The organism is Botrimarina mediterranea, from assembly GCF_007753265.1.
Classification (GTDB): domain Bacteria; phylum Planctomycetota; class Planctomycetia; order Pirellulales; family Lacipirellulaceae; genus Botrimarina; species Botrimarina mediterranea.
The window spans coordinates 2,543,186-2,564,929 of record NZ_CP036349.1; the positions used below are offsets into that span (position 1 = coordinate 2,543,186).

Annotated in this window: 11 protein-coding genes; 4 read left to right on the forward strand and 7 right to left on the reverse strand. The window is 65.1% G+C overall.

What is annotated here, in order from left to right; all coding sequences use genetic code 11:
- Positions 1–76: 76 nt before the first annotated feature.
- From Spa11_RS10085 to Spa11_RS10095, 3 genes are all read left to right on the forward strand, one after another.
- Positions 77–2,584 carry an alpha-L-arabinofuranosidase C-terminal domain-containing protein gene (locus Spa11_RS10085; protein WP_145111638.1) on the forward strand — a complete coding sequence of 836 codons (2,508 nt, stop codon included), beginning with the start codon at positions 77–79 and terminating at the stop codon, positions 2,582–2,584.
- Positions 2,585–2,664: 80 nt separating this feature from the next.
- Entirely contained in the window at positions 2,665–4,353 is a 1,689-nt protein-coding gene (locus Spa11_RS10090; RefSeq protein WP_145111640.1) for a GH39 family glycosyl hydrolase, read from the forward strand.
- 34 nt (positions 4,354–4,387) lie between these two features.
- Entirely contained in the window at positions 4,388–7,087 is a 2,700-nt protein-coding gene (locus Spa11_RS10095; protein ID WP_197529881.1) for a glycosyl hydrolase, read from the forward strand.
- A gap of 36 nt (positions 7,088–7,123) precedes the next feature.
- Here the strand turns inward: Spa11_RS10095 and Spa11_RS10100 are convergent, their stop codons facing one another.
- The 7 genes from Spa11_RS10100 to Spa11_RS10130 all read right to left on the reverse strand — a co-directional run bounded on the left by Spa11_RS10100 (position 7,124) and on the right by Spa11_RS10130 (position 19,302).
- Positions 7,124–9,514, reverse strand: a complete 2,391-nt coding sequence (locus Spa11_RS10100) for a glycoside hydrolase family 127 protein (protein WP_145111644.1) — start codon at positions 9,512–9,514, stop codon at positions 7,124–7,126.
- Positions 9,515–9,551: 37 nt separating this feature from the next.
- Entirely contained in the window at positions 9,552–12,116 is a 2,565-nt protein-coding gene (locus Spa11_RS10105; protein WP_145111646.1) for an autotransporter outer membrane beta-barrel domain-containing protein, read from the reverse strand.
- Positions 12,117–12,651: 535 nt separating this feature from the next.
- Positions 12,652–14,943, reverse strand: a complete 2,292-nt coding sequence (locus Spa11_RS10110) for a glycoside hydrolase family 3 N-terminal domain-containing protein (RefSeq protein ID WP_145111648.1) — start codon at positions 14,941–14,943, stop codon at positions 12,652–12,654.
- 90 nt (positions 14,944–15,033) lie between these two features.
- A complete protein-coding gene (locus tag Spa11_RS10115; RefSeq protein WP_145111650.1) occupies positions 15,034–15,462 on the reverse strand; it encodes a hypothetical protein in 429 nt (142 codons plus the stop codon).
- Positions 15,463–15,526: 64 nt separating this feature from the next.
- On the reverse strand, positions 15,527–16,648 hold the full coding sequence (locus Spa11_RS10120; RefSeq protein ID WP_145111652.1) for a DUF1559 family PulG-like putative transporter: 1,122 nt from the start codon (positions 16,646–16,648) through the stop codon (positions 15,527–15,529).
- A gap of 125 nt (positions 16,649–16,773) precedes the next feature.
- Complete coding sequence (locus tag Spa11_RS10125; RefSeq protein ID WP_145111654.1) at positions 16,774–18,150, reverse strand: hypothetical protein; 1,377 nt, start codon at positions 18,148–18,150, stop codon at positions 16,774–16,776.
- Between the two features lie 153 nt (positions 18,151–18,303).
- Entirely contained in the window at positions 18,304–19,302 is a 999-nt protein-coding gene (locus Spa11_RS10130) for a LacI family DNA-binding transcriptional regulator (protein WP_145111657.1), read from the reverse strand.
- Between the two features lie 342 nt (positions 19,303–19,644).
- Between Spa11_RS10130 and Spa11_RS10135 the strand changes: the two genes are divergently transcribed.
- Positions 19,645–21,741, forward strand: coding sequence for an endo-1,4-beta-xylanase (locus Spa11_RS10135; RefSeq protein ID WP_197529882.1), 2,097 nt, complete (start codon positions 19,645–19,647; stop codon positions 21,739–21,741).
- The last annotated feature ends 3 nt before the right edge of the window (positions 21,742–21,744 follow it).

The following is a 21,744-nucleotide window of genomic DNA, read 5'->3' on the forward strand; positions in this document are numbered from 1 at the left end:
GATAGCCTGACGGAGTGCGGGAAATGTACAAGTTTTTTAGCTTTTCTCATCGGTACGCCACCTCTCTTCGGCAGCTATGACTTCACATGAACTTCCGCGTCCGCGCGGTTGCGTCGCCGCGACGCTCAACGTGCGATTCGCCCTGGCTGGTCTCTCGACGCTTCTTGGTTGGGGCCTTGGTTGGAGCGCGTTGACGCCGTGTGCGAACGCCGAGACGAAGCCCGACTTCGCGCTGACCGTCAACGCCGGGGAGCGCGGCGCGGCGTTCAGCGACACGATGCACGGCGTCTTCTTCGAGGACATCAACTACGCGGCGGACGGTGGCCTCTACGCGGAGATGGTGCAGAACCGGAGCTTCGAGCACCGCGCGCCGCTCTATGCGTGGTCGGTCTCCGACGATTCGATCACACTCGAGGTTGCCGCAACGAAGGGCCTCCACAAGAACAACCCCGCCTACGCCCGGGTGCGTGTGCCGGAGTCGGCGGAATCGGGCGCGATTGTCAACGACGGCTTCGATGGCTTCGCCGTACAGGCCGGCGAGCGATACCTGGCGGCGCTGCATGTCAGGTCGGATCAGCCCGGCGCCGAGGTCTCGGTCGTGCTGCGCGACGGCGAGGGCGCGGAGATCGCTCGGGCCGTGCTTGGCGAGGCGTCGTCCGATTGGCGCCGCTTTGAGGGCGAGTTGACTGCCGAGCAATCGGCAGGCGATGCGAAGCTGTCGGTTGAGTTCGGCGGCCCCGGCGCCTACGACCTCGACATGGTCTCGCTCTTCCCGGCCGACACCTTCCGTGGCCGACGCAACGGCTTGCGGAAGGACTTGGCGGAGAAGCTCGAAGGGCTGAAGCCGGCGTTCGTTCGCTTCCCGGGCGGTTGCATCGTCGAGGGGAGGACGCTCGACAACGCCTACCGCTGGAAGGACACGGTGGGCCCCGTCTGGCAGCGGAAACAGAACGACAACCTGTGGGCCAGCCGCGAAAACCCGCAGTACCACCAGACGTACGGGCTTGGCTTCTTCGAGTACTTCCAGTTCTGTGAGGACATCGGCGCCGAGGCGGTCCCGATCGTGAACTGCGGGATGGGGTGCCAATTTCGCGGCCGCGATGTGGTCCCGATGGACGAGCTCGGCCCCTGGGTGCAAGACGCGCTCGACCTCGTGGAGTTCGCCAACGGGCCGATCGACTCGAAGTGGGGAAAGCTGCGTGCCGACATGGGCCATCCCGAACCCTTCAACCTCAAGCTGCTGGGCGTCGGCAACGAGCAGTGGATGGAGGGTTACTTCGAGCGCTACCTCGTCTTCTACCATGCGCTGAAGCAGCGCTACCCGGACCTCCAGGTGGTCAGCACCTCCGGGCCGCAAGCCAACGACGATTACTACCACTATGCCTGGAAGCGATTCCAATCGGACGTGAAGGCCGACGTCGTTGACGAGCACTACTACCGCTCGCCGCAGTGGTTCTTGTCGAACCACGAGCGTTACGACGGCTATGACCGCACGGCGCCCAAGGTCTTCGCGGGCGAGTTCGCCGCGCACGAGCCGGACCGCGCGAGCACGCTCCGCGCCGCGGTCGCCGAGGCGGCCTTCATGACGGGGCTGTGGCGCAACGCCGACGTCGTGACGATGGCGAGCTACGCCCCGCTGTTCGCCCGCGAAGGCGCCGTGCAGTGGGCGCCCGACCTGATCTGGTTCGACAACACCAGGAGCTACGGCACGCCCTCATACCACGTGCAGGCGATGTACGGCCAGAACGTCCCCGACGTGGTGCTCCCCGTCACGGTGGAAGCCGGCTCGGCCCCGCAGCCGCAGTTGCGCGGCCGCATCGGCGTCGGCACGTGGGAGACCGCCGCCGAGTTCAAAGACATCAAGGTCACCCGCGGCGACGAGGTCCTCTACGAGTCGAGCGGCGACCTCGAGGAATGGGAGCAACACGGCGGCGACTGGACCGTCGAAGACGGCGTCCTGCGCCAGACCTCCCAAGCGACCAACGTCCGCGCGTTCGTCGGCAGTGAGGACTGGACCGATTACACGCTCACGCTCAAGGCCCGCAAACTCCGCGGCCGCGAAGGGTTCTTGGTGAGTTTCGCTTCGACCGATCCGCGCGAGACGAGCTGGTGGAACCTCGGCGGGTGGGGCAACGTCGATCACGGCCTGGAGTCCCCGCTATTGGGACTCGAGCGCAAACGCGGCGGCGTCGAAGAGGGCCGCTGGTACGACGTCCGCATCGAGGTCGGCCCCCAGTCGGTCGCCTGCTACCTCGATGGCGAACAGATCCACCGCGCCGAGCTGCCGCCGTTGCCGCCGGTCTACGCCGCCGCCGGCGCCGACGACGAGACGGGCGAAGTGATCGTCGCGATCGCAAACCCCGCGGCGGTCGCGCAGACCGGGCGCGTCGCCCTCGCCGGCGGGAGCGTCACGGGAGCCGTCGCCTACGAGCTCTCGTCCGACTCGCCGCGCGACGTGAACTCGTTCGAAGCGCCGACGCGCGTGGCGCCCAAGCAGCTGTCGATCGAAGCGTCCGACGGCGTCGTCGAGCGGGAGTTCCCGGCGAACTCGTTCACAATCCTGCGGATGCAGCCGGCGAAGTAGTCGCTTATCGCTGTTGGTGGGTGGCGGCTCCAGAAGCCGTCCACCGCTCCTCTTTTTACTTCTCGACCCCCAGGTCCGACATGATTCGCGTTACCTCGATCGGCCTGTTGTTCGCCGGCATGTTGGCGTGGGCCGACGCGGCTCGGTGCGACGAGGCGTTTCCGGTCGAGGTGACGGTGAACGCCTCAGCCGAGATCGGCCCGCTGCGCCCCGTCTGGCGGTACTTCGGCGCGGACGAGCCGAACTACGTCTACATGAAGGACGGCGAGAAGCTGCTCGAGACGCTCGGCGGTCTCAAGCCCGGCGAGGTCTTCTTCCGCCCGCATAACCTGCTCACCAGTGGCGACAAGACGCCGGCGCTGAAGTGGGGGAGCACCAACGTCTACACCGAGGACGAGAAAGGCCGACCGGTTTACGACTGGGAAGTGGTCGATCGGATCTTCGACACGCTGTTGGCGGCGGGCGTGAAGCCTTACGTCGAGATCGGCTTCATGCCCGAGGCGCTCTCCAGCCGGCCGAAGCCCTACCGCCACGAGTGGCGCCCGGGCCTGCCTTACAGCGACATCATGACCGGTTGGCGGTACCCGCCGGAGGACATGAAGGAGTGGGAGGAGCTCGTCTACCAACTCGCCACGCACTGCAAGGAGCGCTACGGCGCCGACGAGGCGGCGTCGTGGTACTGGGAGACCTGGAACGAGGCGAACATGCACCCCGGCGGCTACTGGGGCGGCACGCGGGACGAGTTCTTCGCCTTGCACGATCACACAGTAACGGCGGTGCGCCGCGCCCTGCCAACCGCGCGGGTCGGCGGCCCACACACGGCGGGTGACGGCGGCGACTTTACGCGGGCGTTCCTCGAGCACTGCTTGCGTGGCGAGAACCACGCGACCGGTGAGAAGGGGACGCCCCTCGACTTCATCGCCTTCCACGCCAAGGGCGCGCCGCGTTGGACGGCAGGGCAGGGGGAGGAGGGCCACATCCGCATGGGGATCGCCGCGCAGCTCGCGACGGTCGATCGTGGCTTTGGCATCGTCGCGTCGTTCGATGAGCTCAAGCAGACGCCGATCATCATCGGCGAGTACGACCCCGAGGGCTGCGCGGCTTGCCAGGGATCGCAGTTCAGCTACCGCAACGGGTCGGTCTACTCCAGCTACACCGCGGCCAGCTTCGCGCGGCTGTACGAACTCGAAGACAAGCACGGCGTGCGACTCGACGGCGCGCTGACGTGGGCCTTCGAGTTCGAGGACCAGCCCTACTTCGCCGGCTTCCGTCAGCTGGCCTCGAACGGCGTCCCGCTGCCGGTGCTGAACGTCTTCCGGATGCTGGCGAAGATGGGCGGCGAGCGCGTCGAAACCTCCAGCACTTCGCAAGTCGCGTTGGAAGCGATCGTCGAGCGCGGCGTCCGCGACAAGCCGGACGTCGGCTGCTTGGCGAGCCGCGACGGCGACCACCTGTGGGTGCTGCTCTGGCATTACCACGACGACGACGTCGCAGGCCCCGACGCCAAGGTCTCGCTGCGGCTCGAAGACGCCGAGCGCTGCGACGTCGAGTCGATGTGGCGCGTGGACCGAGAGCGTTCGAACGCCTACGAGACGTGGATCGAGATGGGGTCTCCCGTCGCGCCCAATCGAGAGCAGTACCAGCAGCTGATGGCCGCTTCCGAATTGTACGAGGCGCCCAAGCCAGACGCCGACGACAGCGCGACATGCGAATTGACCCTCCCTCGCCAGGGAGTGGCTTTACTCAAGGTCGCGCTGACGCGGCCGTAGCTTTTGCGGAACCGAGAGCGAAACGATGTGTTTCTTGAAGAGGACGAACGCCCGCCCCACGAGCGCGACGCGCTACGCCTGCGCCATCGCGTTACTGGCGCTCGTCACGCCGGCGGCGCTGGGGGTCGATCCGTTGTCGAACAAGCGCGGCTTCGCCGACGTCGGCGCGAGCTACAACTACCTCCAGGCCACGAACGCGGGCTGGTACTACGGCTGGCGTCCCGATCAGCCGCCCGGCGCGGGCGGCTACGACGGCGAGTTCGTGCCAATGATCTTCGGCGCTTACCAAGCGAATCAGTTCGAGATCGATCGCATCCTCGGCTACGACGACGTCGAATACGTCCTGGGCTTCAACGAGCCAGAACGGCCCGACCAAGCCAACATCACCGTCGACACCGCGATCAACGCTTGGCGGACGTTGTCCAATGGCTTCCAGGGCACCGACATCAAGCTGATCAGCCCCGGCGTCGCCGACACGGGGGGCGCTGATGGCGGGCAGGCCTGGCTCGCCGACTTCATGGGCCGCGTCAACGCCGAGGGCCTCAAGATGGATGGCGTCGCGTTCCACTGGTACGGCGCCAGCACCCCCAACGACCCGATCGGCGCCGCCAACAGCTTCATCAGCCGCGTCGATTCGTACCACAACCAGTATGGCCTGCCGGTGTGGATCACCGAGTTCGGCATCATCGACTGGGGCGGCAACTACACCCCCGAGCAGATGCGGGCCGCGAACGCGACATTCCTCGAGAACGTGATCCCACGGCTAGAGAGCCGCAGCTATGTCGAGCGTTACGCATTCTATCAGTGGAATTCGGCGACCACGCTCATCGAAGGAAACCCTCTCAACCCGACCAACGTCGGCGCGGAGTACGTCGGCGCTATCAAGCCGGGCGAGACCTATCAATTGGCGGGCGCCGATTTCGGCGACCGCGTGGCGTACCTCTCGGGCGGCGAGCTGACGCACAGCGGCTCGGCGGCGGCCACGCTCGACCACGTCAACGCGCTGTCGGGGGCGAGTCGGCTCACTGGAGCGGGGGACTGGGGCGTCTCGCCGGGGGGCTGGGTCCGCGTCCAACCGGGGGCGACGCTCTACAAAGACGGCGCCAACCGCGTCGTCATCGACAGCTCGGACACAACGAACAACGGTAAGATCGTCGTCGCCGATGGGGAGCTCGTGTTCCGCAGCGGCCCGCGGCTGACCGGCTCTGGGTCGATCCAAGTCAACGAGGGGGGCGTGCTGCGGTTCGATGGCGAGGTCCGCGGCGGCCCGGGACGATTCAGCCACCCGATCGAACTCAATGGCGGCTCGATCGCCGCGCCGTCGATCAACACCGTCTCTCCCTTTGGCGCCGCAGTGCTGTCGGGTGAGGGCGTCGTCGAGGGAGGTCTCACCGCGGCCGCCGGCGCGACCATCCGCGTCGGCGGCGTCGGCGTCGCCAAGCCGGCGTGGGCGACCATCGACAACTTCGAGAGCTACTCCGCCGGCAAGCTGAACGCCGGCGCTACGGGCGGCGTCTGGACCGGCGTCTTCGACGGGACCGCCAACGCCGAGGTCGTCAGCGCCGCCGGCAACGAGTCGCTCCAGTTCTACGGGACCGGCTCGGCCTGGCGCGGCGCCCAGGCGAGCCTTGCCAGTTCGTTCGACTCGGGGGATTACTCCTTGCCGGACGGGGGCGCCGGCACCTACTTCTTCCGCGTCCAACGTCAGGGGACGCAGACCATCGACGGCGTCTTCGGACTGACCGACGCCGCCGCGATCGGGACCGACGCCCCCTGGTCGGAGCTGGCGATCACCCTTTCGCTGTTCCAAGGGACCGGCGCCGGCGACGCGACGGCGCTGCGGGCCTTCGACGGCGATGGCGGCGGTGACGTCGTGATCGCCAACGGCGTCGCCGCCGACGAGTGGCTTAACGTCTGGCTGGTGGTCGACAACGAGTCGAAGACTTACCAGGTCGCGACCTCCACTGGCGGCGACGACGGGCAGTTGGCGCCCAACACGTTCTCGTTCGGGCGTCAGCCCGCGCTGGGCGCTTCGCTCGACACGTTTGCGGGCGCCGAGTTCCGCTCGGGGTCCAACCCGGGCGCCGCCTCGGTGCGGATCGATGACCTGGTCTTCCTCGCAGGCGAGAACCTGCTCAACCCGCTTGCCGCGACGGCCCCGCCTGTCATCGCCGAAGCGGCCGTGCTGCAAGTCGAGGGCGACTACTTTGGGTTGGCGGAATCGGCGTTGGAGATCGACCTCTTCGACCCGGTGAACTCCGACAAGCTCATCGTGTCGGGCGTCCTCAACGCGGGCGGAGAGCTGCGTGTCTCGCTCGACCCCGAAGCGCCGGCGCCGCAGGACGGCGACGCGTTCGACATCCTCGACTTCGCCTCGTCGGCGGGCCAGTTCGCGGAGCTCGACCTGCCCGTTCTCGGCGGTTCGCTGGGTTGGGACACGTCGCAGCTGTACACGAACGGCGTGCTCGGTGTCGTGACGCTGCTGCCGGGCGATTACAACGACGACGGCGTCGTCGATGCGGCGGACTACACCGTGTGGCGCGACAGCTTTGGCGAGGCGCCCGGCTCGCTGCCCAACGACACGGACGGCGGCGTGATCGGCCAGGCGCAGTACGCCACCTGGGCGGCGAACTACGGGAGCGAGCGGGAAGCCGCTGCCGCGATCCCCGAGCCGAGCGGCCTCGTGCTGTTGGTCGCGGCGGCCATCGGCCTGACGGCGAGAAGGGCGGCCTGACGGCGACACGGGGAGCGGCTTCGATCCTGCCCGAGCCTACTCGGTCGGCTTCTTGATCAGCCGCACCTCGAAGATGCCCCCGGCCATCGAGCCCGGCTTCGCCTCGAACCGGACAGTGAGCGCGTCTCCCTCGATGGCGTCGAGCCGGTCCGCCGGGATCGGGTAGTCGCGCTGGAGGAAGCGATCGGGCTCGGGGGCCTCGAGCCGCACCTCTTCGAGCAACTCGCCGCCGGCGAGGATGTCGAAGTGTCGGCGGTCCGACCCAAAGTAGGTCAAGCGGAGGGCGATGTCGCGCTCGCCCCGAGTGTCGAGCGTGTAGCTGAACCAGCCGTCCGCATGGCGGTACCGGCGGTCGCGCCAGATGCCGGTCGAGGTGTTCTCGCCCCGATAGCCGTGCTCGACCTCGGACTGCTGCTCGCCCGGCGCGACGCGGTCGATCGTGATCCGGTCGAGCGCCATCCTCTGGGCCTCGGCGGCGCGGTTCTCGGCCAGCACTCTCTCGTACTCGGCGGGCGTCGCCGTGCGCCAGTAGAGCATGTAGCGGGCGTCGTGGACGCGATAGAAAGGGACCAGCCGCAGGTCGGTAAACTTGTCGGGACGGACGGCGCCGGCGATCGTGAACTCGAGATCCGGGGCCTCAGTGCGGGCAATCCGGTCCGACAACTCGTCACGTTCGCCAATAAGCATCGGCGCCTCGTCGAGGGGACGCAGCGCGCCGCTGGCGACGTGGTCCATGCGGCCTTCGCCCGCGACGACGCCGTCGAGGTCCTCTCGTCCGGTCACCGCGGCCAGGACGATCGGGCCGTAGAGGACGGCCGCGTACTCCTCGCGGTTCATCAATGGCTCGAGAGTGATCGCCATCGGCAGACGCACTTCGACCTCGTCGCCGTGGCGCCACTCGCGCTCGATCGTTGCATAAGAAGTCGGCTCTGCCGCGACGTCGTGCGCTGCGCCGTTGACCAAGATTTGAAACGCCTCACCCCGGGCCCACCACGGTCGGCGGACGCGGAGAGCGAAGCGCGTCGGCGTATCGACGGCAATCTTCAGTGTCGAGACGCCGCCGTCGGGGAAAGTGGTTTGTTGTGTCAGGCGGACGCCCTTCGCTTCCCACTCGACGGACGACGGCGCGAACAGATTGACGTACAGGCCGTCGTCGTCGTGCGCATAGAGGAACGCGCCGTAACGGCCGTGGCTCTCCATGCCCGTCCCGACGCAGCACCAGAACGATTCTTCGGGGCGTGAGTAAACGCGGTAGTGACGCGGGCGCGCGGGCGTGAAGTAGACGTACCCACCGTGCCGTGGGTGCCGGGCGGAGAGGATGTGGTTGTAGACGGCGCGCTCGTAGAAGTCGGCGTATTCCGCCCGGGGGTTTGCCTTGAAGAGCTCCTCCGACAGGCGGAGCATATTGTAGGTGTTGCAGGTCTCCGGCCCCTCGCGGCTGGTGATGTAATCGAGCGATCGGCTGCTTGAAGGGAAGTGCTCGCTGACGCTGTTGCCACCGAAGGCGATCGAACGGCGGTGCGCAACCGTCCGCCAGAAGAAGTCGGCGGCGTCGTGCATCCGCGCCGGCCCATCGAGGCCGGCGATCCGCTCGAACCCGATGACCTTGGGGACTTGGGTGTTGGCGTGCATCCCGTCGAGCTGGTCGACGCCGGAGGCGAGGGGGTCGAGCAGCGTGCGGTGCGAGAACCGCTCGGCCAGCTTCAGATAACGCGCCTCGCCGGTGATCTCGGCGACGTCGGCGAACACCTCATTGACGCCGCCGTGCTCCGTGACGAGGACCTGCTGGACCTGCTCGTCGGACAAGTCGCTGACAAGGGCCTCGCACCAATCGACGAGGTCGATCAGCACCTGCTTGGCCTGCCCGTTGCCGGCGATGACGTAGGCGTCGCGAAGGCCGGCGAGCGTCTTGTGCAAGTTGTAGAGCGGCACCCAGCGGCCGTTGAGTGAGAAGGGCTGGGCGTTGATGTCGCCGCGCCGGACTTGTTCCCACATCCGGCGGCCGTCGGGGACGCCGCCGACATAGCCGTCGCCGCTGGCCGCTTGGCAGCGGGCCAGTTCGCTGACCATATAATCGACCCGCCGCAGGCACTCCTGGTCGTCGAGCGATTTGCCGGTGCACGCCAGCGCGCTGAGGTAATGGCCGGCCGTGTGCCCGCCGAGCCCGGTGCTCTCCCAGTTGGGGTAACGCGGCGCCTTCGGCTCGAGCCCCGCCTCCTCGAGGTAGGGCGCGAGCATCCGGTCGGCGTCGTGCAGCAGGAGGTGGTCACGATTCCCTTTGGCCGCGTCGAGCAAGGGCCCTTGCATAAGCGCGACTTGATCCAGGGCGAACAGCTTCACCGGACCCGCGGCAAGCGAAGGCGCCGCAACCGCCAGGAGCAGCAAGACCGACGAGACCCCATGGAGTCGATCGATAAGACGAAGCATGGTCCTTGCAAGTCAGAAGGTGTCGGGCAGGGCGCCACTAGCGATCGGCGTTGCTCCGCCGACCGAGCGTGCTCAGAGCGAGGACAAGCGAAGCAAGGGCGAAAGCCGACGCTTCAGGCGCCGGGGTTGCTCCGTCCATCGACGCCGCAGCGGCGATCGCGCCGTAATTGGCGTTCCAGGCGTCGTACTGCAAAGAGCCAACGACGCCATCGAGCGTCGCATTGAAGAGCCGGTGTGTCGGGGCGCCGAGGTTGTCTCGCCAGACCGTGTAGTCGGCGGCGTCGACGACGCCGTTGTTGTCGAAGTCGCCGGAAAGGCCAGTGAGGGAAGTCAGGATCAGCTCGCTGTCGGTGCTACGGGCGACGCCAAACAAGGCGCCATCCGGCCCACCGAGTAAGATGTTGCTTTCGATGCTGGCGGCGGTGAGGACGGTGAAATCTTCGTTCGGAGTCAGTGGGGAGTCCGGCGCCAGGGTGACCGCGATCGTCCCGTCGAGAACGGCGTTGCCGACGACCTCGATGCGATCGCTTGCCGAGGCCGCGAGGTCGATCTCGATCGTGGCGCCCGAAGACAGCGTCAAGTCTCCGCCGACCGCCAGCGTCTCGCCCGTATACGACGGCGTCTGCGTCAGCGGATTGGAGAGGTTTACCCCGTCGACAAAGTACAGGTCGTCGAGCTCGGCTCGCGCGCTCAGTGCTTCGTGGATGCCGAAAGTCGTGAGCGAGCTGGCGCCAACTGTTGCTCCGGTGCGGCGGCCGAAGAGAAAATTCTGCCCGGAATCGACGCCATCGTCCTCGCCGCTCGAAGTGGCGACACGGAAAGTCTTGGCGTCGTTATCGACGACCAGCCATACATTCAGCCATTGGGCGTTCGAGACGGGCGTCACCACAACATCACCCGCGCCGTCGCTGTAGGCCCTCAGGGTTGACGTGCTTTGCCCGCCAGCGATCGACAGTTGAACGGCGTACTCGTCCCAAGGGGAGGCGACATCGTTGCCGGGCGCTGTCGTGGTTGCCGCCGATTGATCGCTCAAACCGAAGATGGCGTCGATCGTGCTGCGGGTCGTCCGTTTAACGCGGAAGAAATAGGTGCCGGTGGCGCCGTTCTCCAGGCTGGCATCGCCCGCTCGGCCCGAGCTGAGGTCCGACACAGCGCCTCGCCAAGTGTCGGAAGCGGCGTTGAGCCCCCGCACGCTCAGCGCCTGATTGCCGGCTTCGGCGACGATCTCGGCGTTGGCGGTCCCGTTGGAGACGCCGAGCCATGCGTCGCCCGTTGAATTGGGCGTCGCCCCGATGCCGCCGACGGGGTACGTCTCGAAGTCGTCCACCAGCACGCGCCCACCGGGCAAGACTTGCGACAGGCCCGCGCGTCCGACCCGGACTGTGGATGTCGGCTGCACGTCGAGTGCTCCGCGGACCGCTCCCATGGCCAACAGTCTAGCGCCGCTGCTGAGCGTGGTCGTCCCGTAGCCCGTGGCGCCCTGGAGATCGAGAGTGGCGCCGATGACATTCGTCGCGCCGGCGTACGTGTTGTTCGAGCTGGCGAACGTTACCGTACGGCCAGGCGAAGTCACGTTGAGTCCGCCGGCGCCGCCGATCGGCGCTCGGACAACGATGTCGCCCTGAGCCGCGTCGATGGTTGATGTGCCGGACAGCGTGATGGCGCCATCGAGGCGGAAGAGGTCGGTCGAGCCGCTGCCGTGACGGACATAGCCATCACTGAGTTGCAGGTTGGGGATCGTCACCACGCCGCTGGTTCCCTTGCCGTTGTACACAAGACCACCAGCGGCGCCGTTGGTGTTGTTGATCGTGAGCACGTCGCCCGCGAAGGTGAAGCTCGGCGTCGGCGCCCCCGGGTTGTAGGTGTCGAGGGGCGTCCGTATCAGGTAGTCGCCCGTCGAGTACGAGCCGCCGGCGTGGGCGAAGTGCAGGTCGCTCCAACCGGGGTAGCTGCCGCTGTACCCGCCACCGAACCAGTTGAATGCCGAGGTCCCCACTGGATCAGAGCCCGTCAGCGTGATGCGCCGGCCCGACCAAGGGTCCGCCGGATTGCCATTGCCCATGTCCTGGCGCATCGCGTACGTCAGCGCGACGTTCCGCATATAGATGCTGTCGTTGGGCACCTCGCTGTCGAAGTTCAGCCCGTACGGGTAGAAGTGGACGCCCGATTGCCGCAACGCCGCGCCCTCTCCGTCGAACTGCTGCATCAGCGCGGAGACCTTCGGCCCGGTCCACGCGCCGCCACTGAACTGATTGTACCAACCGCCGAAGGTGCCGGTCCCCAGCCAGTGGTTCAATTCGTGTTGCGTAACGCGTTCGTTCGGCCACGTGCCGCCGAAGTCGATGCTGCCGTAGTAGCTCGCCTGCGCCGTGGGGACGCCCGCGTTGTAATAGACATCAACGTACCCGTCGCTGCCCCAGTCGAAGTCGCCGTAGACGTTGAATCGATCGACGACCGCCTGCATCGAAGCTTGAGCCGCGTCGCGCCGCGCTTGGCTGTCCCACGAGCCGAAGAGGCCGAAGCTCAGCGCTTGGCATTGAGTCGAACCACCAATCAAGGTGGCGAACGCGATCGACAGCAGTGCCGTACGGCTATTGGTCATCGTTGTAGAGGGCGCGAGCGATAGGAGGGCGTGGGCTTAAGGCGTCGGTCAAGCTGGTTGGACACAGCGGCGTCACTTCATTGCTGCGGCGCATCGAACCGAATCAATTGTCAGGCACCAAGGCCGTTGGTCTTGGCGCCGCGACTGAACACAGAAGTCCAGATTAGAGATTCGGCCTCAGCGACTCCTTCGGCGGTTGGACGCATCACCGGAGCTTGGGTCGAGCCCGCTGACAATTGTTCTCGAGAAGTGGTGGTGGAGACGTTCGGAGAAGATGAAGGAAAACGCAAGTATTTTTATACTTCCATCAGTGTACGTAGCACGGCATCAGCAAGCAAGCGACTTTGTCTCACAAGGCCGATGAAGCGAAGTTCCGCGGGGAGACCCGACGACAGCCCGCTCAAGCGACGGTGACGTTCCGCGTCGCATTCGGAAACGCCGTGGGCGCGGGGAGACACAATCAACAGGGCGACTCCCTAGGGTTGGGGGCCTTGTCAGCAACGGCGCTTACCTCCTGGAGGCCCCGCCGTCGGTCTTACTCCGAAACGGTAAGTCGCAGACTCTGAGACGCCTGTGAGTCGAATCCCACCATCAGCTCAAACTCGCCGGGCTCGACGACGAACAACTTGTCGATGTTCCAGAAGGCAAGGCTGTCGGGAGTGATCGGCAAAACCACCTCGCGCGACTCCCCAGAGGCAAGGTCCACCCGGGCGAATCCCTTGAGCTCGCGAACGGGTCGCGTGACGGTGCTGACCATGTCACGGATGTAGAGTTGCACTACTTGCGCGCCGGCGTACGGGCCGGTGTTGGTGACGGTGACACGCAACTGCGTCGATTCCCCGACGGCGATACATGCCGAATCGAGCCTCGGATCACTTAGCTCGAAGTCCGTGTAGCTCAGCCCGTAACCGAAGGGGAACAGCGGCGTCGTGTCGTCGAAGAGATAGCCACGTCGGGCGGAGGGGCGGTGGTTGTAGAAGGCGGGCAAGTGGCCGACCGAGCGAGGAATCGTGATCGGCAATTTGCCGCAGGGATTTTGCTTGCCGGTCAAGACATCGGCCACAGCCGTCCCCGACGCCTGCCCCAGGTACCAACACTCCAGCAGCGCAGCGGACTTCTCCGCAAGGTTCGCGACGGCGAGCGGGCGACCGTTAAACAGCAGCGAGACGATCGGCTTGCCCGTCGCGTGGAGGGCGTCGACCAGTTCGTTTTGCCGGCCCACCATGTCGAGGTCGGTACGGTCGCCGAGGTGATTCGACATCCACGCCTCGCGCGAGGTCTGCTCGTTGCCGCCGACAGCCAGGATCACGATGTCCGCCCGCTTCGCTGCCTCGACCGCTTCGGCGATCAATCGGCGGTCGGTCTCGGGGTCGCTGGGGACGACCTCGTCCTCGAACCAACCGCCGCCGATGGTGATCTGGCAGCCCTCGGCGTACAGGACTTCGCAGTCGGCGCCAAACGCTTGGCGAACGCCATCGAGCACGGTGACGAACGACTTCGGCTTGCCGCTGTAGCCTCCGAGCATCGTGCGATGGGCGTTCGGACCGATGACGGCTACTGTTGGATGCTTGCCGGGTTGGAGTGGCAGTACGCCGTCGTTCTTGAGCAGTGTGATCGTTTGACGGGCCGCCTCCAGGGCGACGCCGGCGTGCTCTTCGCAACCGACAAGCGACTCCGCCGCGGCGGGGTCGACGTAGGGGTCCTCGAACAGCCCGAGCTCAAACTTATGGGCGAGCAACTGGCCGACCAGTTCATCGATCGCGGCTTCGGCGATGACGCCGCGTCGGACAAAGTCGGCGAGGTCGGCGTAACAGTCGGGTTCCGGCAACTCGATGTTCACACCAGCGGTGACCGCTAACGCCGCCGCTTCGTCACGGTTGGCGGCGACGTGGTGGCCGTACAGATCGGGGCGGTTCCACAGCTCACGGATCGCGTAGTAATCTGAGACAACGGTGCCGTCGAAGGCCCATTCCTCACGGAGCACCCTGCGGAGCAGCCAAGTGTTGGCGTGTGACGGGACGCCGTCGATCTCGTTGTACGACGCCATCACGCTCATGGCGCCCCCTTCGCGTACGCAGCGTTCGAAGGGGTAGAGGAAGGTCTCTCGCAGGTGGCGTTCGGAGATGCTGACCGGCGCGCAGTTGTTGCCCGACTCGGGCTGCCCGTGGGCGGCGAAGTGCTTGAGCGTGCCGATCACTCGGTCGTGGGCGCCGACCTCCCGATCTCCCTGAAAGCCACGGACCGCCGCGACACCCAACTCGGCGACCAAGTACGGGTCTTCGCCAAAAGTCTCCTCGACGCGGCCCCAACGCGGGTCGCGCGCCACGTCGACGACCGGCGCTAGCGCCTGGTGCACGCCGCAAGCCCGCGCCTCTCTGGCCGTTACCTCGTAGACGCGACGGACCAGTTCGGGATGGAAGGACGACGCTAGGCCGATCGGCTGGGGAAAGCTGGTCGCATCCCGTGCGACGAGTCCATGGAGGCACTCGTCGTGAAACGCAACCGGAATCCCTAGGCGGCTATTCTCGATGAAGTACCGTTGTATCTCGTTGGTAAGCTCAGCGAACTCTGCCGGCGGCGCGCCCCCGTGGGCGTCACCCGGCCGGCCAACCTGTCCAAGCCCGTGCCCGTGCCCGAAGTGCTCACGCGCGCGGTCGGGGCAGAAGCGCCCGTCATCAGCGAGCAGTTTGGTGACTTTCTCATTCCAAACGCAGATCATCTGCGCCGCCTTCTCTTCGAGCGTCATCCGCCCCAGCAGGTCGGCGACACGTTGCGAGATCGGCAGCGTGGCGTTGAGATAACGCGGTTGGTCAACAGCAACGTGCATCAGGTCGCTATGGGGGCAGAGAATCGAGAGAACGGAGGTTCGGGTCGGGCAGGTGATGGGTGGCGCTGCAGAACCGAAGTTGAACGCCAGCTAGTTCCCGCCATCGGACGTCATCGCAATGTCGATGGTGTTCGAACCGGGTTCGACGGTGTACTCGAGGCCCGAAGTATCGACGCTCAGGTACTTCTCGGGAACAAGCGGCGGGAGGTTCGCGGGTGCGCGCTCGCCGGGGCCCGGGGGGTCGCCCTTCTCGTAGACCTGCACGGCGACGCGGTAATCGCCCGCGTCGATGCCGCGGTTGTGACGCGTCACGAGGAAGTACTTGCCATCCGATTCGATCCGACCACGAGAAGAGTTGCGTCCGCCGCCTGCGGCGGAGAAGATGACGACTCCGGGGGGGACCGGCTTGCCGTCGAGGGTAACGGTCCCCTTCACGTCGGCGTTAAAGGGGCCTTGGTTGCAGCCGGCGCCGACGCTCACCAAAAGCGCGCCGGCAGCGAGGGCGACTTTCTTCAACATTTCTGGCTCTCGACTTCGTAACGGTTTCGACGGCGACATGGCGCCGCATCAGCTAAGCCAACGGCTATTCCGAGACGACCTCGCCACCTTGTCGCGTCGATAACGCACGGTAGACAACGTGCTCGATGGTCTCGGATACGAAGCCGACCGACCCGTCGCAGCGGGCAAAGTTGACGCCGCCGGGATGCAGGCTGCGGAAGCCCCGCATCAGGCCCCAGCACTGGCCGGGGTTGACGGCGCCGTTGCCGTCGATGCAGGCCCCGTCGGTGGTATAGTCGAAGTTGATTTCAATAGAAGTAACCGCCCAGTCGCCATCGCTCGACCACGCGGCGCTGTTGCCGTCGATTGGTGAGGTTTCACCCATCAGGAAGGTTTGGCTTGTTCCATCCGTGATGGTTCGCATCTTGACGCCACCGTTGATATAGGTCGCGCGCCAAAACAGTCCCACACAGTCATCTCCTTCATAACAAGAGAATCGGGGGACGTAGCTCCAATCGGCCAGAGGTGTCGGCTCATTCTCGTAGACGCCGTCTCCGGCATTTCCCTTGTAGCTCGTTGTCGCTACGAGAACTTGAGGGCCACGAGGCGCCTCCTGCCCCGAGTTGTAGGGAAACTGCTCGCCTGCGGCCGGGCCCGCCTTTGGGTCGGACGGACAGGAGAGCACCGCGGGCTGCTGACCGAGCGCCCTCGTGAACGGAGAGTTAAGATCGACGGTGTTATTCATTCCGAGATTGCCAGGACTACCGTTCCACCGTCCGTTGACTCCCTCGTTCGGCAAATCAAATTGATCGTAAAGCGATTGCTCTTCGATGAACGGCAGCACGCGAACGATCCAGCCGCCTCCGTCGAGCCCATCTTTGGGGAGACCTAGATTGGCTCGCGATGTCCACTGAAAGGTTAGCGAACCGATATCGACCCGTTGCGCGCTGTTGCCGTTGGCGCCACGATCTCCGCCGTCGTAATAGCTCTCATCGACTGGAAAGTGACCGTTTTGATCGTGGTAGTTGATCGTCGCCAGCGCGAGGTTCTTCATGTTGGAGACACACTGCATCCGCCGCGCTGCCTCACGGGCGGCCTGCACGGCCGGGAGCAGTAACGCCACCAGGATGCCGATGATCGCGATGACGACCAGCAGCTCAACCAGCGTAAAGCCGTTGAACGGACGCTTCGATTGGATCGGAGGCATGGGGTCCCCTGCAGAACGAGAGGTTGGAGGCGCAGGAATACGGTGGGGCGGGGAAGCCGGGGATCGCCAGGCCAAGCCGGCGATCCCGCGGCGACCACCCCGCAGAGTTTCAGCCACACATCTGCTTAGCGCTGCCGGCAAGCCATGACGCCGGCGAGTATCGACATCAGGATTAGCACGCCAGCGGGCTCAGGAACGGACGACGCTTCGGGCGACGCATTCGACGCGCCGTAGTTGGCGGCCCACAGATCATAGCCCGCTTGCGTGTCGTCCGGAGAGTTGCCGTCACGCCACACGGTGTAGTCGGCGGCGTCGACGATGCCGTCGCCGTTGTAGTCGCCTTCGAGCGTTTGGATCTTCACGATCGAGAAGCGGACGATCTCGATCGCCAGGCCTTCGTTGGTGTTGGCCGCATCGGCCTGGATCTGCAGCTGGCTGAGGCCGAAGTTCTGTAGGCCATCGCCGCCATTCTCAAAATCGAAGGTCGTGACGATGCTCGACTCACTGCCGGTGCCGAGCGGCAGCGTGAACGTTGCGAAGTCATCCGTGTTGAACGCCGAAGTCGGAACGATGAAGTTGTAGTCATCACTGCCGAGGCCGGGCCCGCTATCGTCGCCGTCATTGTCGCCCATCACGAGATTGAAGCTGTCTGCTGTATTATTAGGCAGCAGTTTAGCCTCGACTTCGATCTGGTACTCCGTCGCGTCGAACGACACGTTGAGCCCGTTGAAACCGATGCCGCCACCTTCTGCGGGCGTCGGACTCAGGGTGGTGTCGATGACAAAGTTGCCACTCGTCTGATCGACGACGCCCTCCTCACTAAAGGTGCCAAACGTGAACGTCTGACTTTGCGTGGTGTAGGTTGCGGGCGTCAACTCAATCAGCAATGGATTCTCGGGCAGCTCGGGGTCGATGACCTTCACGTGCTGTACGTCGATATTCAGCCGGGCGGAACTGCCGTACTCGCTCTGGATCTGCACCTGCCGGAGGCCGTAATTCTGGATCATGTCGCCGTCGGCTTGTTCAAAGCCGGCCTGGCGGAAGACGGGGCCCGGGTTGGTCAGTTGTTGCGTGACCGTGACGAACTCGCCGATAGGGAGCGAGCTGAGGTCGATGTAGAACTGGTATTCTTCGCCGACGCCCTCCCCGTCGTTGTCCGCCAGCACGACGCGGAAGTTGGTGGCGACGTTGTCTGGATTGACGCGGAGCAGGACCTCCAGCTGCGTCGTTTCGGCGTCGAAATCGGCGCTGATATCGGAGCCGACTCCTCCGAAGAGACCATTGGCGAGATCGATGTCTTCGGTGAGATCGAGAGCGAAGTAGCCGTTGCTGACGTCGAAATTGCCGAAGAAGTTGTCGTTAAAGTCGTCAAAACGGAATCCATTCGCCTGGAACTGAGGGACGTCCAGGGTAGCGAACGTCAGGCCAAAGGCGTTGTTCGCGAGGCAAGACGCCGCGAGCAACAGGCCGACGCCCGCGCGCTTTGCGATGCGGGTAAGCATGGTTGATCTCCGCTTGAGTAGAAGAGGCGTTGAGAAGAGGCGTTGAGAAGAGGCATCGCCGCAGAAAAGACACGCCGCTGAATCGCGTCACGAAGTTATTTGAAAGCCGGCTAAAGGAATCTCCTTCGTCATCGAGTTGTTGAGAAGCATCGATTAGCGTGAAGACGGCGGCGCCGTCGTTCCACGGAGCACGAGTTGTTCGCGAACGACGGTGTTCTCATCGGTCGCTTCTTCTGGCGAAGCAATCCGTGCCGCGAGGCGCCGCGCGCCGATGCGGCCTAGCTCCGCCGTGTCGAATCCGATCACCGTCATCGGCGGCGTGGTGTAGCGTGTCGCCGAAATGTCGTTGAACGAGATCAAGCTCAGGTCGGTGGGGATCGCGACGCCGTTCACCCACGCGGCGTGCGTCAGCTCGAGCGCTTCGACATGGCAGTAGCAGACCACCGCCGTGGGGGCGTCGGCGGAGAGGATGCGCTGCATAGCGTCTTCGGTGGTGCACCGCCAAACCTCGGCCTTCGACTCGAGCCCGGCGTCGCGCATGGCTTGCTCGAAGCCTTGGCGCCGTTCATGGATGCTGACGTGGTCGCGTATCGAGTCGTTGACGTACAGCGCGATCCGCTTGTGCCCCAATCCGATGAGGTGGCGAGCGGCGAGCTTGCCCCCCGCCACATCGTCGGCGACGACGTGCTGGAGCCCGCCGAACTTCTCGCCTAGCAGGATCGTAGGGAGCCGACCCGCCAAGACCAGCGGCTGGGCCGGTTCAGGGACGTGAAGCAGGAAGGCGAGGCCGTCCACAGCTCCGCCGAGCACCAGCTCTTTCCAATCGCTCGTCGCTGTGACGGGGACCAAGCGAAGGTCGTAGTTCTCTTCTTGAAGGGTCTCCGTGAACGAAGAGGCGATCTCGTTCATCGGGTCTTCGAAGATCCATTTGGGGTTCGAGTAGAGCAGTCCGATCGTGTGAGTCTTCCCCCGCGAAAGGGCGCGGGCGCGCCAGTTGGGGCGGTAGCCAAGCTCCTCCGAGATCCGCAGGATCTCCCGCGCCTTGCGAGCGCTGCGTTCTTGAACGCCTTTCACATCGCCGCGCAGCACCCGCGCGACGGTGGAGGCGGAAACCCCGGCTCGTTCGGCGATTTCGTCGATCGTGACGGCCATCAGCGCGATGCGGGATAATGGTTGACGGTCAGAAGCCGAATCGGCGGCGCTGTCACTTGTCGGCAGGCCGGAAGCTTGGGAAGAGGTTTCTTGGAACGAGTCCGCTGGCGCGGGCTTTAGGGGATCTCACGCCACCCTGCCGCACAATACCGAGATTATGGCGGCTATCCAACAATGTCAACTAAACTCGAAGGAATTTTGACACCGCTGGCAATTTGTGCCAAACTCCGCGTCGTAGTCGTGCCGTACCGTAGGTGGCGCCGGTCACCCAATTGGTCGTTCGGCCCGCTTATGCTTCTCTTCTCCTCGCCTTCTCTCGCCTTCTCCCCCGAGCCGCCATCGATGCGACGAATCCCGAGCAGTACGCGACGCTTGACGTCTCGCCGGATCGCTAGGCTGGCGATCCTCTTTGGCGTGGTGTCCCTAGGCCTGACGTCCGCGGGCAGGGCGGCTGAGTACGTGCTCAGCGATTTCAACAACTCTGGCTTCGAGTACACGTTCGACAACTTCAGCCAGACCATTGGTCCCACCTCGGTTAGGCTCCAGGACACCACCGACGGATGGGGCGGCGGCGGTTTTGGAGTCCCGCTCGACCTCAGTTCCTTTGCAGAGGGACGGCTAGTCGTCGACTTCACGCCATTGGCTGGCAACTCGGTCTCAACCTTCACGGTCGAGTTGATCGAACAAGGAAGCGGCGGCCAGACCACCAAGAGCGGCAAGTGGGACTTTGCCGTGGGCGGCTTGCCCGCCGGGGTCCCGACGCAGCTCGTCTCGACGACGACGTTGTCCCAGCCGCTTTCGGGTATCGGCGACTTCGGCAGCCTCAACCTTTCCCAGCTGAGCCAGTGGCAGGTACTCGGCCAGTTCGGATCGTCGAGCCCGTTCGACATCCGCTTCGACCGGATCGCCGTCTCAACCGACACGGCGGCGCCGCCGGCTTACCCCGGGGCCGAGGCCGACGCGCCGTGGCGCGCTACGGCCGCGTCGCGAATCGACGCCATTCGTAAGGCGGACCTGATCGTCAACGTCGTCGACCTGTCGGGCGCCCCCGTCCCGGGCGCGGCCGTGCATGTCGCTATGCAGCAGCATGATTTTGGTTTCGGCACGGCTGTCCAGGCGTTCCGCCTCCGTGACAACAATCCACAACACGACCAATACAAGGCCAAGACCACCGAGTTGTTCAACGTCGCGACGCTCGAGAACAACCTCAAGTGGCAGCCCTGGGAGGGCGAGTGGGGAGGGCAGTTTACGCAACAGGGCGCTATCAACGCTCTCGATTGGCTTGCGGATCAAGGGATCGACGCGCGCGGCCACGTCATGGTCTGGCCGGGAGCCGATAATTTGCCCAACGACATCCGCCAGATGCTCGCTGACAACGACCTCACGCCAGCCGAGCAGCAGACGGTGCGGACGCGGATCGCCAACCACATCGCCGCCATCGGAGCGGCTACCAATGGCAGAGTTGTTGACTGGGACGTCATCAACGAGACCCGCACCAACAATGACCTGATGCGCGAACTTGCCGAGGGGGACCAAGCCATGGTGACCTGGATGCAGCAAGCGGCCGCCGCGGCGCCGGGGACCGGGCTCTACATCAACGATTTCGGCATCCTCAACACGTGGGGCCGCGGCGCGAATCGCAACCAGTACTTCAACACCATCGAAGAGTTGCAAGCTGGCGGAGCCCCCGTGACCGGCGTGGGCTTCCAGGGCCACTTCACCGAGGGCGACATCATCGGCCCCGAGGAGGTCTGGCAAGTCCTCGATCAGTTTCAACAGCTCGGCCTCGACATGCAGGTCACCGAGTTCGACCTCAACACCACCGACGAGCAGCTCCAAGCCGAGTACACCCGCGACTTCATGACGGCGGTGTTCGCGCACGAGGGCATGAACGCCTTCATCCAATGGGGCTTCTGGGAGGACGGTCACTGGCGCCCCGACGCCGCGATGTTCCGCAGCGATTGGTCGATCAAACCCAACGGCGAGGCGTACATCGACCTCGTGTTCGACGAGTGGTGGACCGACGAGCAGGCCGCCGCCGACGCCGACGGCGCCGCGGCCGTCAGGGGCTTCAACGGCGACTACGAAGTGACCGCGTCCGCCTCCGGCCAGAGTGTTTCGGTCGAGACGACGCTCAGCGATGGCGGCCAAAGCCTTACGATCACCGTGCCGATACTCGTTGGCGACTACAACGCCGACGGCGTCGTCGACGCGGCGGACTACACCGTCTGGCGTGACAACCGCGGGTCAACGACCAGCCTCGCCGCCGACGGCGACAACAACGGCGTCGTCGATGATAACGACTATGCGCTATGGCAATTGCGGTTCGGAGCGACAACGTCGGACGTCCCGGTAAGGGGGATCCCCGAGCCGGCCTGCGTAGCGATCGCCGCCTGTAGCGTTCTCATCGCTTCTTTGCTTCGCAATCATCGAAGCTAGTCG